Genomic DNA, 13,691 nt, shown 5'->3' on the forward strand with positions numbered 1-13,691 from the left:
ATTAATGCTGTTAGTTTTAAACAATGACATTGTTCAATTTAGCAGCAGCCTCACACTTGGTGTGATAAATAATGAGAGCTAACACTAGGGTTTTCGATCCCTATCCTCTCTTGCTACGTACGAAAGAGTAAAATTAAGCAAGATACGATGTGCTCAAGCACAGGGAGAAAATATGAAATTATTTAAACGAAAATCAGCCTCTACCGCTTTTAATAAAAGAATGACATCAGCGGCCACTCGACGTAAGCGATTGAGCGTCAATATTCGACGTAAAATATTATGGCGCCAACGTAGTTTTACGTTAACGCAGCTTAATGATATGGCATAAGTTTTGAGTTACCCAAATGAACACAAATAAAAAAGCTCGCATTGGTTTGTACATGCGAGCTTTCTCTTTTTGAAAGGGCATTTGAGACCCTATTTAAAACAATTGCGACTTAACGGTTAAGTTGCAAAAGATCCCATTTATTACCATACAGATCTTCAAATACCGCCACAGTGCCGTATTCTTCTACACGAGGTGCCTCGTTAAATTTAACCCCTTGCTGCTGCATCGCTTGGTGATCACGCCAAAAATCATTCGTTTGTAAAAACAAGAACACGCGTCCACCCGTTTGGTTACCCACAGACTGACGTTGCTCATCTGTACTCGCTTGCGCCAGCAATAAATTCGTACCGTTTGAATTTGGCGGACTCACTTGTACCCAGCGCTTTCCACCACCAAGATCGGTATCTTCAATTAACTCAAAACCCAGCTTTTGAGTATAAAAAGCAATCGCATCATCATAATTATCAACCACTAATGCCACATTGCCTATTTGTTGCTGCTTCATAATGCGCCTTCTATTTTTTATCTCACTGCGCTCGACGTGCTTGCTTTTCCGCTTTTTTTTCCGCGCGACGGCGTTTAAAGAAAGCTTGTAATTGCGCTCGGCATTCTTGCTCCAATAAGCCCGATTCGCACATCACATGATGATTCACTTGCTCGTAACTCAGCAAATTCATAATACTGCCTGCAGCCCCAGTTTTAAGATCGGGGGCACCGTATATCACCTTACCAATTCGGCAGTGCACCATCGCACCAGCACACATAGGGCAAGGTTCTAACGTAACATACATCACAGCATCAAGCAGACGGTAGTTCTGTACGACTTTACCTGCTTGGCGTAATGCCATGATCTCGGCATGCGCAGTCGCATCGTGCTGGCCAATGGATCGATTCCAACCTTCACCTATCACCTGACCATCCAATACGACCACAGCGCCCACAGGCACTTCACCCTCAGCTTCGGCATTACCCGCTAGCTCTATGGCACGTCGCATGTACAGCTCATCTTGACTCTGAGTCAGGTTCTGCTCCGGATTCTGGTTAGGTTCTTGCTCAGTCACAGTCTCTCTCATCTTACAGGCATTGTTGGGTGCTGGATTATATAGTTAACCCAGCTGTTGCGCGAGATAATCCACCAGCATCCTCACCTTAGGTGATAAGTGGCGGTTATGTGGATAAAGCGCCCAGATCCCCTCTTCAGGCTCTTGATACTGCGTCAGTACCGCCACTAGGTTACCTTCGGCTAAGTCTTCGCTAACATAGTAATCAGGAAGCTGGGTAAGTCCGAGACCTTTACGTACTGCGTCTAATAAACCATAGCCACTATTGCAACGTAAGCTACCGTCCACTTTGATCGACTTCTCTTTTCCCTGATCCTGAAAACGCCAATGATCGTGATTCCCCACTAAACAGTTGTGCTGGTGCAACTCAGACAGCGAATGCGGTATACCATACTTAGTCAAATAATCAGGTGAACCACACACAAACTGGGTACGCGTTGTTAAACGCTTCGCCATCATGGTCGAGCTGGATAGTCGACCTAATCGAATCGCTAAATCATAGCCAGCTTCAACTAAATCTATTTGCTGGTTGGTCAAATCGACATTGATAGATACATCAGGGTATAGCTGCTGAAAGTCGTTAACCAGTGGCATGATGAACTGCTCGCCGTAGGTAACTGGTGCCGTTAGTTTAACCAGTCCTTGTGGTTTATCACGTAAGCTGGTGATCGCTCGCTCCGCTTCTTCCAAGCCATCTAAAACTTGACGACAATGACGATAATAAATCGCCCCTTCTTCCGTCAGCGAGACTTTGCGCGTCGTACGATAAAATAATTTGGTGCTTAAGCGACTCTCCAGTGCACTGATCTGCCGACTCACCTGAGCCGTTGAAATACCAAGTTTCTTAGCCGCACTCGTAAAACTCTCACGCTCTGCAACGGCCACGAACTCCATCACACCTTCCCACAGAAACATTATTACACCTGAGTAAAAGTAATTTGATAATTAGGGTAATTATCATTCATGTAGAAATAAATACAATAGCCTCCATCAAAACAAACGACAGCGCGCTCACGAATTACGATTGAAAGCTACGTCGTTCTCACTTTTATCTTCTACTGTCTATTAGTACGAAGCAAAGTGTGACTAATAACTACAGACCTAGCGTCTTAAAGAGAGAATGAAAATGTCTGACCAATTTATCAAATCAAAAGCAGCCATTGCTTGGGGCCCTAACCAGCCATTATCTGTTGAAGAAATTGACGTAATGCTCCCACGTGCTGGTGAAGTACTCGTACGCATCATCGCAACAGGTGTTTGCCATACCGATGCATTCACCCTTTCAGGCGACGATCCTGAAGGTATCTTCCCTGCCGTACTAGGCCATGAAGGTGGTGGTATTGTTGAGCAAGTCGGTGAAGGCGTAACAAGCGTACAAGTCGGCGATCATGTTATTCCACTTTACACGGCTGAGTGTGGCGAATGTAAGTTCTGTAAGTCTGGTAAAACGAACCTTTGTGGTGCTGTTCGTGAGACCCAAGGTAAAGGTCTAATGCCTGACGGCACAACACGCTTCTACAAAGATGGTCAGCCAATTTACCACTACATGGGCTGTTCAACTTTCTCTGAGTACACTGTACTGCCTGAAATTTCACTGGCTAAAGTCAGCAAAGAAGCCCCACTAGAAGAAGTTTGTCTACTAGGTTGTGGCGTAACCACGGGTATGGGTGCCGTACTTAAAACAGCCAAAGTACAACAAGGCGACACTGTTGCTATCTTCGGTCTTGGTGGCATTGGTCTATCTGCCATCATTGGTGCAGCAATGTCAGGTGCAAGCCGCATCATCGGTGTTGATATCAATGAAAGCAAATATGAACTTGCGAAAAAACTTGGCGCAACAGATTGCATCAACCCGAACGACTACGACAAGCCAATCCAAGATGTGATTGTAGAAATGACAGATGGCGGCGTTGATTTCTCATTCGAGTGTATCGGTAACGTTAATGTTATGCGCTCAGCACTTGAGTGCTGTCATAAAGGTTGGGGCGAATCTGTAATCATCGGTGTTGCTGGTGCAGGTCAAGAGATCTCTACGCGTCCATTCCAACTTGTGACAGGTCGTGTATGGCGTGGTTCTGCATTCGGTGGTGTTAAAGGCCGTTCAGAACTGCCTGAGATTGTAGAACGTTACATGGCAGGTGAATTCGCACTGAATGATTTCATTACCCACACTATGGGCCTTGAAGACATCAACCATGCGTTTGACCTAATGCACGAAGGTAAGAGCATTCGTAGCGTTATCCACTACGATAAGTAACCGTTCCTCCTCGTTCCCGATATTCATTCAGCACTGCAAAGGCAGTGCTGTTTGTTCTTTTTATTTAGTTCAAACACTATTTCTTTTTATTTTTCTTATCAGCACTTCAACATGAGAGCCGACCATGACATTAGAAAACATCAGTGCCAATAAAAGCTTTGGCGGCTGGCACAAACAATACACACACCGCTCAACAGCCCTAAATTGCGACATGCGTTTTGCGATTTTCTTACCACCACAAATCGCGCAAGGTCAAAAAGTTCCTGTGCTCTACTGGCTATCAGGCTTAACCTGTACCGATGAAAACTTCATGCAAAAAGCAGGTGCACAGCGCTTAGCTGCCGAGTTAGGTATGGCAATTGTGGCTCCAGATACCAGCCCTCGTGGTGAAGATGTGCCAGATGATGCAGAAGGTAGCTACGACTTCGGCTTAGGTGCGGGCTTTTATGTCAACGCAACGGAGGCACCATGGCATCGCCATTACCGCATGTATGACTACGTGGTGTCTGAACTGCCTGCACTGATTGAAGCTAATTTCCCAGTGACAAGTCAACGTGCAATCAGTGGTCACTCTATGGGTGGACACGGTGCGCTAACGATTGGACTAAAGAACCCTGAGCGTTACCGTTCAATCTCGGCGTTCAGCCCTATCACGAACCCGATTAACTGCCCTTGGGGACAAAAAGCCTTTACTGGTTACTTGGGTACAAACCAAGACGATTGGGCACAATACGATACCACAGAGCTAATGAAGACAAGCCAAGTACACCTACCCGCTTTGGTCGATCAAGGTACGCAAGACAACTTCTTAGCCGAGCAATTAAAGCCACAAGCTTTATTAGATGCCGCAGAGCAAGTGGGCTACCCACTAGAGCTTCGTATGCAAGAAGGTTTTGATCACAGCTATTACTTCATCTCAAGTTTTATCGATGATCACCTACGCTTCCACGCGAAACACCTAGGTTTATAACAACCAAGCGCTATAAAAAACAACAAAGCCCAGACTCATTAATAATGAGCTGGGCTTTGTCTTATTCAGTGCAGCCTATTAATCATACACTGTCAGTTCCTGATCTTTTGGAGCATGACCTTTTCGCATGCTCTATCGCTTAGAAACCTAATGGAATCTCAAACGCAAAGAAACAAACCAACACAGTTGTCCATACTGATAAGAACGCCAGCGAGTACGGCACCATCATCGCAATCACATCACCAAAAGATAGCTCTGGCTTGTACTTACGCATAAAGGCAAGAATAACACCTGCGTAGCTCATCATAGGGGTGATGATATTGGTTGATGAATCTGCAATACGGTATGCCGCAGCCACCAAATCTGGCGTCATATTCGGGTTCACTTGGTACAGCATAGGTACAAAGATAGGGCCAAGCAGCATCCACTTCGAGGTTAAGCCACCGACAAACAGGTTAATTAACGCGGTAGTTAGGACAAAGCCAATGATCAACGCAATTGGGTAATTTTGCAGATGCATAGACTCAAGCAGCGTTGCACCTAAGTAAGTAATATAAGTCCCTAGGCCAGAGTAACTCAGTAGCGCCAAGAAGTTATAACAAAAGAAAGTTAAAACTAAGATATAACCCATGGTATTCATTTGGGTCACCATGGCTTTTACAACATCTTGTACCTTCTTAAATTTGCCGGTTGCGTAACCAAAACTGATACCGACAATCGCAAAGACCATAGCAATCAATAAAATCACGTTATCAAGATAAGGTGTGACTTCGCGTCCCGCCTCATTGGTGTAGGTCGCTAGTGGACCAACCGCCAGGCCATATACCGCAAGCAGAGCTGCAATCAGACCTAAGCCCGCCCAACGTAGACCTTTTTGTTCTTTATCACTAACTTGGAAGTCATCCAAGTTCATGTCTTCAGGGATCACGTAAGACATTTTTTCTAAACGTGGGGCAACAAAACGCTTGGTAACCCAAGCACCTAAACCCGCCAGCAAGAAAGTCGAAACGAAAATGAAGAAGTAATGCATAGTCGCAGGGTTAAGCGCTTCCCCTTTTGCTGTCTCAAAAGGTACGCCTTGCGCTTCAGCGAAAATGCGAGCATTGGCGCCCAGTACAACATCCACAGGGGTTGCTGGGATCAAGTTGGCACTGAAACCTGCCGATACACCGGCAAACGCTGCCGCCATACCAATTAATGGGTTTTTACCTAAACCGGCATACAATAAACCCGCTAGAGGGATCAGTACTAAGTAACCCGCGTCCGTTGCAATCGAACTCATGATACCCAGGAATACAACCAATAACGGTAACCAGCGATCGCTAATGCTTAAACCGACTTTCTTAATCACCGCAGTCAATAAGCCTGAGTTTTCAGCAATACCGACACCTAGCATGACGATCAGGATAATTCCCAATACCCCATGGCCAAATGACAGCCAGTTTTTCAACAAAGCGTTATCAAAGATCCAGCGAACGTTTTCAGTCGCTAACATGTTCTTTAAAGTGTAATCGACCGCTTCACCACCTGCACCTACCGTTTGGAAGGTCAGGCCGCCAATTGCCGCCGTTAAGAAAAGGGAAAATGTAAAAAGAAACATGAAAATAATAATTGGATCCGGGATCTTTTTACCCGCTCGTTCAATAAATCCAATGATTCCCGACTGCCTCGGAGGGGGGCTAAACGCTTCACTCATTATCGTACTTCCTATTTTATCGATCGAGTTATATATGATGTTGTGGAAAACACCCTAGCAAAGCCACTTTATAGAGTAAAACACGGCTAAATGACCTTTCTTAGCTTTAATATCCATAACAACAAGTATCAGAAGGTAATAGCGCCACAGCACAAGAAGGGATCAGACCATTTCACTAATTAATTACAATCAATTAGCATTATAATCTTTAGCATATAATTTCAGTTTTTTTACAATTATCGATATATGATATAAATTTAACCCAAAACATTAACATAACGACTTTTTTATCATGTACTTACACTCAAACCAGTTATCAACCCCCTACTATTTGCTGCTATTAAATAAGCAACCGCTCACCACATAAGCCCTGTTAAATATAGTTGCAACAAAATGCTCTTTACTCATGCTGAAGCTATAAAAAAAGCCTCGCAATGCGAGGCTTTAGAATAATGTACTAGATTAGAGGGTATCTGACATTACATTGAGTAAGTGTATGGTGCTTGGATACCTAGAGGAATACCCAACGCCCAGTAAACAAGCAGGAAGATAGTCCAGCCAATCAGCATAGCAATCGAGTAAGGCATCATCATAGACGCCAGAGAACCAATCCCCGATGTTTTCACATAACGCTGCATGTAAACCACAACCAGTGGGAAGAACACCATCATAGGCGAGATGATGTTAGATACTGAATCACCAACACGGTAAGCTGCTTGAGTTAGTTCAGGAGAAATACCAACAGCCATTAACATAGGTACCAGAATTGGACCAATCAGGGCCCACTTCGCTGACGCAGAGCCAACTAACAAGTTAACAAAGGCAGTAAGCAGGATCATACCCACGATAGTAACCTGACCCGGTAGATTCATTGCATGTAGCAGTTCTGCACCCGATAGTGCCAATAGCGTACCTAGGTTAGATTGGGTAAAGGCAACCAAGAATTGTGCAATAAAGAAGGCCATTACCATGAAGCTGCCCATGCTACTCATGGTCGCTGACATCGCTTTAATCACATCGTCGCTAGCCTTAAATGTACCCGCTACTTTGCCATAAACTACACCAGGAATGACAAACAGGATAAAGATCAAAGGCACAATCGACTGCATCAAAGGTGCAGAGAACGCCGTGATTTCACCATCTGGTGAACGAAGTGGTGATGTTTCAGGAATAACCGAAGCAACAAGAACCACGATACCCGCAATCATTGCCCAGCCCGCACGAGAGAAAGCTTTACTTTCGATCTCAGTGAAAGAACCCATATCAGGTGCTTCTTCAGCATCTTCGTCGACTGGCGTATTCGCAAGACGTGGTTCAATGATTCTCTCTGTCACATACCAACCAATTGCAATCACAAGGATTGACGATAAGCCTGTGAACATTAGGTTAGACAGTGGGTTAACTATGTATTCAGGATCTAAAATTTGCGCTGCTGATTGTGTAAAGCCAGCTAGAAGTGGATCGATACCTGAAGGAATGAAGTTTGCTGAGAAACCACCCGATACGCCAGCAAAAGCTGCTGCAATACCCGCTAGAGGGTGACGGCCTGCAGCGTGGAAAATAATACCGCCAAGTGGAATAACCAGTACATAACCAGCATCTGCTGCGGTGTGCGAAACAATCGCCACCAAAATCAGCATAGGTGTTAATAATTTTGCTGGCGTGAAGTTCAGCATCTTCTTCAAGCCCGTGTTAATGAAGCCTGATGCTTCAGCAACACCAACACCTAACATAGCAACCAGTACGATACCTAGCGGTGCGAAACCAGTGAAGTTCTTCACCATATTTGCTAAGAAGCTAGCAAAAGACTCACCTGTTAACAGGTTTTTAACTTCTACGGCCTGTCCAGTTACTGGGTGAATAAAGCCAAAATCAACCTGCGATAACAATGCTGATAATGCCCATACAATCAGTAGTCCCCAGAAGAATAACAATGCAGGATCTGGGATCTTGTTTCCTGCTCGTTCGATGAAGTTTAAGAACTTATTCATGCCACCAGATGACGCTTCTGGTGCTGTTTTTGCTGCTTGATTACTCATGGGAACTCCATGGATTTATAGTGTTGGTTTGCGGCGAATTTTTTTCATGTACTTGTATACGCCCGTTGATCATCGTTTTTCTCAGACTAGGAGAAAACTTGCAAGAAATTGTAATGTAAATGCGGCCCAAAAAAGCGCGTTAGACCAAGGATCAAGCAAATTGCACTTATTAATATTGTAAATGGAGATTAACAGAAAACATACCTCTAACAAATAAAGCACCAAAAAGATCCAATTTGGCAACTTTTATGATGTGCATGGCTTACTCCATTGTTCGCTGTCTCTCAGGCAAAAACAAAAAAAGACACCCGAAGGTGCCTTTTTTATCGTGTAAGTTAACAATACCTATTGGGTATTATTCCCACTCGATAGTTGCTGGTGGTTTACCTGAAATATCATAAACAACACGGGAAATACCATCCACTTCATTGATGATTCGGTTAGAAACCTTACCAAGGAAGTCGTACGGCAGGTGTGCCCAATGCGCTGTCATAAAGTCGATAGTTTCTACCGCACGCAGCGATACAACCCAATCGTATTTACGACCATCGCCCATTACGCCAACAGAACGTACAGGTAGGAAAACAGTAAATGCTTGTGACACTTTATTGTACAAATCAGCTTTGTGCAGCTCTTCAATAAAGATTGCATCGGCACGACGTAGCAAGTCACAGTACTCTTTCTTGATTTCACCAAGAACACGTACACCAAGACCCGGTCCAGGGAATGGATGACGGTAAAGCATGTTGTAAGGTAAGCCTAGCTCTAGACCAATCTTACGCACTTCATCTTTAAATAGTTCACGTAGTGGCTCAACTAAGCCCATCTCCATGTCATCAGGAAGGCCGCCAACATTGTGGTGAGATTTGATTACGTGTGCTTTACCGTTCTTCGATGCTGCTGATTCGATAACATCAGGATAAATCGTACCTTGTGCTAGCCATTTTGCATTCTTCAGCTTTTTCGATTCTTCATCGAATACATCGATAAATACGTGACCGATGATCTTACGCTTAGCTTCTGGATCGTTCTCACCAGCAAGGGCTGCTAAGAAACGGTCTTCCGCTTTAACGTGTACAATGTTCAGACCGAAGTGGTCACCGAACATTTCCATCACCTGCTCGCCTTCATTTAAACGAAGTAGGCCGTTATCAACAAATACACATGTTAGCTTGTCACCGATCGCGCGGTGGATCAGCATAGCAACAACCGAAGAATCTACACCGCCAGATAGGCCAAGGATAACTTCATCGTCACCCACTTGCGCCTTAATGTTTGCGACTGCATCTTCAATGATGTTGGCAGAGGTCCACAGTTTCTCACAGCCACACACTTCAAGAACAAAGTTCTCGATCATACGCATACCTTGACGCGTGTGCGTTACTTCTGGGTGGAACTGTACACCGTAAAAACGTTTTTCTTCATTCGCCATTGCAGCAAACGGACAAGTTTCTGTCTCGGCAACTTTTACGAAATCAGATGGAATTTCAACAACTTTATCGCCGTGGCTCATCCATACGTCAAGCAGTGGTGTGCCGTCTTCTGCGATAGCATCTTCAATATTTTTGAATAGGCCTGTTGGCTCTACAACTTTAACTTGTGCGTAGCCAAATTCACGCTCATCTGAACCAGCAACTTTACCGCCAAGTTGCTCAGACATAGTTTGCATGCCGTAACACACACCAAATACAGGTACGCCAGCTTCAAACACATATTGAGGTGCGCGTGGAGAACCCGCTTCCGTTACGCTTTCTGGACCACCAGAAAGAATAATGCCGTTCGGATTGAAGTCACGAATGTCGGCTTCATCGACATCCCAGCTCCATAGCTCACAGTAAACACCGATTTCACGAATACGACGAGCAATTAGCTGAGTATATTGAGAACCAAAATCCAAAATAAGGATGCGCTGGTCATGAATATTTGTAGATGTAGTCATTATCGAGAAGTCTCAAAAATAATTGAAATAATAGTGGGGGGCTTTAAAGCGCCCCCGATCTTATAGAAGTTTCATCATTAGGCAAACGTTTTCGCCTAATCAATCGTCGTTAGGTCAAATTAACCTAGACGGTAGTTTGGCGCTTCTTTTGTAATGGTCACATCATGAACGTGTGACTCTTTAATGCCGGCACCAGAGATACGAACAAACTCTGCTTTTGTGCGTAAGTCTTCAATCGTTGCAGAACCTGTTAGGCCCATGCTTGAACGCAAGCCACCCATTTGTTGGTGAACGATTTCTTTGATGTGACCTTTATAAGCAACGCGGCCTTCAATACCTTCAGGTACTAGCTTGTCTGCTGCGTTATCTGTTTGGAAGTAACGGTCAGAAGAACCTTGAGACATCGCGCCTAGTGAACCCATGCCACGGTAAGACTTGTAGGCACGGCCTTGGTAAAGTTCAACTTCGCCCGGTGCTTCTTCAGTACCCGCGAACATAGAACCCACCATCACGCATGATGCACCAGCCACAATCGCTTTACACATATCACCAGAGAAGCGGATACCACCATCGGCAATAACAGGAACGCCAAACTCTGCCGCAGCATCTGCCGCATTAGAAATCGCAGTAAGCTGAGGTACGCCAACACCTGTAACGATACGTGTTGTACAAATTGAACCAGGGCCGATACCCACTTTAACCGCATCTACACCAGCATCGATAAGTGCACGCGCACCTTCTGCTGTTGCGACGTTGCCGCCAATAATTTGTAGTTCAGGGAATGCTTCACGGGTTTCACGAATACGTTGTAGCACGCCTTCAGAGTGACCGTGAGAAGAATCGATAAGTAGCACATCAACACCAGCTTCAACTAACGCTTTAACACGTTCTTCGTTACCAGCACCTGCGCCAACAGCCGCACCTACACGTAGACGACCACGCTCATCTTTACATGCATTAGGTTTGCGTTCTGCTTTTTGGAAATCTTTTGCGGTGATCATGCCTTTCAGTTGGAAGTCATCATTTACCAGTAGCACTTTCTCTACACGGTGTTCTTGCATGATAGCTTCAACTTCTTCACGAGAAGCACCTTCTTTCGCTGCCGCCAATTTAGTTTTTGGCGTCATCACATCTTCAACCTTCATTGAAAGGTCAGTAACAAAACGAACGTCACGACCAGTGATAATACCCACAAGCTCGTTGTTTTCGCTTACTACTGGGTAACCAGCAAAACCGTTTTCAATTGTTAGTGCTTTTACATCAGCAATCGTTGCTGATGGTTTTACCGTTACAGGTTCAGACACAACGCCCGCTTCGAACTTCTTAACCATGCGTACTTGGTTAGCTTGTTGTTCGATAGACATGTTTTTGTGAATGAAACCAATGCCACCTTCTTGAGCTAACGCGATCGCGAAACGACCTTCAGTTACTGTGTCCATAGCAGCAGAAACCATTGGAATGTTTAGCGAAATCTTTTTCGTTAGTTGGGTGCGCAGATCGGCAGTGTTAGGGAGAACCGTAGAGTGTGCTGGAACCAGCAGAACATCATCAAAAGTTAAAGCTTCTTGTTTGATACGTAACATTGCAATATCTCACACCGAGTTAAGGTTTAAAGGAGGATAAAATATTGCGAACGAATTATACGTATGATGCAATCGTTTGGCTACAAAAAAATTATATTTTTTTATTGACTCTTTTTGCTTGATAAGTAATATATTTCGGTTAAGTTTCCGGTGCTGCGGTCTCGCATGTAAGGCCAAGATCTGTCCATAGATCTGCCTGTATGTTTTATACTCTTTCTGCACACTACCTAGCCTTCGATAACAGGTGCCTCACCTCGTGACTCTATTCGCTCAAACTCAATCCAACGATCGTATCTTTACTGTTTCAAGCCTCAACGCAGAAGTTCGCTTATTGCTCGAAAATGAAATGGGCATTGTCTGGCTTGTGGGCGAACTGTCGAACTTATCCATGCCCGTCTCTGGTCATTGGTACTTCACGCTGAAAGACTCACGTGCCCAAGTAAAGTGTGCCATGTTCCGTGGTAATAATCGCCGTGTGACCTTTAAGCCAGCTAATGGCACGCAAGTCTTGGTCAAGGCTCGCTTATCTCTGTACGAACCTCGCGGTGATTACCAACTGATCATCGAGAGCATGCAGCCTGAAGGTGATGGTCGCTTACAGCAGCAATTTGAACAACTTAAAATGAATTTGGCGGCTGAAGGCTTGTTTGCTCAGTCACTGAAAAAACCGCTGCCAGAGCAACCTAAACGTGTGGGTATCATTACCTCAAAAACAGGGGCAGCGCTGCACGATATTTTGAACGTTTTACAGCGTCGTGATCCTAGCCTGCCAGTAGTGATTTACCCAACCATGGTACAGGGCGAAGGTTCTGCTATTTCAATTGCACAAGCCATTGGCCGCGCGAATGCACGCCAAGAATGTGATGTATTGATTGTCGGTCGTGGCGGTGGTTCGCTTGAAGATCTGTGGGCATTTAACGAAGAAATCGTCGCCCGAACCATTGCCGCAAGTCAGATCCCTATTATCAGTGCGGTTGGCCACGAAGTGGATGTCACGATTGCTGATTTTGTCGCTGATATGCGCGCGCCAACGCCTTCTGCCGCAGCAGAATTAGTGAGCCGAGATAACAGCCACCAAACCCAAAAAATTAACCAAAAAACACAACAACTGACTCACAGTGTTCGTCAATATCTGTCTGATCGTCGCCGTCACTTAACCCAGCTCCAACATCGATTAGAGCGCCAACATCCACAGCTAAGGCTCAATCAGCAAAGCCAGCGACTTGATGATGCAAGCAGCCGTTTAGAACGCGCGATGAAAAACTATATTGTTCATCATCGCCAGCATCTTAACCGTAATGAACACAAACTAGCCCTGCACTCACCAGTGCAAACACTAAAACAACAAGCGAACCGTTTAGAACGTGTTGAGAGCCGCTTACATGATGCCATGGATCGCCGCTTACTCACCGCACGCCACCAGCTTGCAATGGCAGCGGAAAAGCTAGAAACTGTCAGTCCACTCGCGACGCTTGGCCGTGGTTATTCGATTACTCGCGACAGTAAAGGCAAGGTGATCCGTGATACTAACCAGGTGAGCCATGGTGATACCATCACGACCAAAGTGGCTAACGGTGAAATCCAATCGGTCGTTTCAAAAGACCATCAATAACCCCAACTCATTTTCTGCTTACATGCACTCGTATAAACGAGTGCATTAATATCTTCAAAATATAACTAAATCTTCCAAATAATGGTTTTTCTCATGCCGAATGCGGAGTAGTCTCTCTAATAGCTAATACCAATCTGGGTAAGTAAATGTTCAGGTGATTGCGCAGGAAAAAGCACTGAAAACAAGGCGTAGATTGCAGGTAGCTA

Annotated in this window: 11 protein-coding genes; 4 read left to right on the plus strand and 7 right to left on the minus strand. The window is 44.9% G+C overall.

Going from position 1 to position 13,691, the window contains the following annotated elements; all coding sequences use genetic code 11:
• Positions 1-172 precede the first annotated feature (172 nt).
• Positions 173-328, plus strand: coding sequence for a hypothetical protein (locus tag OCU77_RS13375; RefSeq protein ID WP_160314702.1), 156 nt, complete (start codon positions 173-175; stop codon positions 326-328).
• A gap of 109 nt (positions 329-437) precedes the next feature.
• Here the strand turns inward: OCU77_RS13375 and OCU77_RS13380 are convergent, their stop codons facing one another.
• The 3 genes from OCU77_RS13380 to OCU77_RS13390 form a co-directional block, all read right to left on the minus strand.
• The gene (locus OCU77_RS13380) at positions 438-833 is read right to left on the minus strand and encodes a VOC family protein (RefSeq protein ID WP_107302771.1); all 396 of its coding nucleotides are present in this window, start codon (positions 831-833) and stop codon (positions 438-440) included.
• Positions 834-855: 22 nt separating this feature from the next.
• The gene (tadA, locus tag OCU77_RS13385; RefSeq protein ID WP_048898225.1) at positions 856-1,323 is read right to left on the minus strand and encodes a tRNA adenosine(34) deaminase TadA; all 468 of its coding nucleotides are present in this window, start codon (positions 1,321-1,323) and stop codon (positions 856-858) included.
• Between the two features lie 111 nt (positions 1,324-1,434).
• Entirely contained in the window at positions 1,435-2,304 is an 870-nt protein-coding gene (locus tag OCU77_RS13390) for a LysR substrate-binding domain-containing protein (RefSeq protein WP_048898122.1), read from the minus strand.
• A gap of 211 nt (positions 2,305-2,515) precedes the next feature.
• On the opposite strand from OCU77_RS13390, the gene OCU77_RS13395 reads away from it, so the two are divergent.
• Complete coding sequence (locus OCU77_RS13395; protein WP_048898121.1) at positions 2,516-3,646, plus strand: S-(hydroxymethyl)glutathione dehydrogenase/class III alcohol dehydrogenase; 1,131 nt, start codon at positions 2,516-2,518, stop codon at positions 3,644-3,646.
• A gap of 124 nt (positions 3,647-3,770) precedes the next feature.
• Positions 3,771-4,616 carry an S-formylglutathione hydrolase gene (fghA, locus tag OCU77_RS13400; protein ID WP_107302772.1) on the plus strand — a complete coding sequence of 282 codons (846 nt, stop codon included), beginning with the start codon at positions 3,771-3,773 and terminating at the stop codon, positions 4,614-4,616.
• Between the two features lie 139 nt (positions 4,617-4,755).
• Here the strand turns inward: fghA and OCU77_RS13405 are convergent, their stop codons facing one another.
• The 4 genes from OCU77_RS13405 to guaB form a co-directional block, all read right to left on the minus strand.
• Positions 4,756-6,312 carry an AbgT family transporter gene (locus OCU77_RS13405; protein WP_048898120.1) on the minus strand — a complete coding sequence of 519 codons (1,557 nt, stop codon included), beginning with the start codon at positions 6,310-6,312 and terminating at the stop codon, positions 4,756-4,758.
• A gap of 479 nt (positions 6,313-6,791) precedes the next feature.
• Entirely contained in the window at positions 6,792-8,351 is a 1,560-nt protein-coding gene (locus OCU77_RS13410; RefSeq protein ID WP_107302773.1) for an AbgT family transporter, read from the minus strand.
• A 355-nt stretch (positions 8,352-8,706) separates the two neighbouring features.
• Complete coding sequence (guaA, locus tag OCU77_RS13415; protein ID WP_048898119.1) at positions 8,707-10,290, minus strand: glutamine-hydrolyzing GMP synthase; 1,584 nt, start codon at positions 10,288-10,290, stop codon at positions 8,707-8,709.
• Positions 10,291-10,409: 119 nt separating this feature from the next.
• Positions 10,410-11,873, minus strand: a complete 1,464-nt coding sequence (gene guaB, locus OCU77_RS13420; RefSeq protein ID WP_048898118.1) for an IMP dehydrogenase — start codon at positions 11,871-11,873, stop codon at positions 10,410-10,412.
• Between the two features lie 256 nt (positions 11,874-12,129).
• On the opposite strand from guaB, the gene xseA reads away from it, so the two are divergent.
• Complete coding sequence (gene xseA / locus OCU77_RS13425) at positions 12,130-13,485, plus strand: exodeoxyribonuclease VII large subunit (RefSeq protein ID WP_048898117.1); 1,356 nt, start codon at positions 12,130-12,132, stop codon at positions 13,483-13,485.
• The last annotated feature ends 206 nt before the right edge of the window (positions 13,486-13,691 follow it).

Source organism: Photobacterium swingsii (assembly GCF_024346715.1).
Taxonomy (GTDB): Bacteria; Pseudomonadota; Gammaproteobacteria; order Enterobacterales; family Vibrionaceae; genus Photobacterium; species Photobacterium swingsii.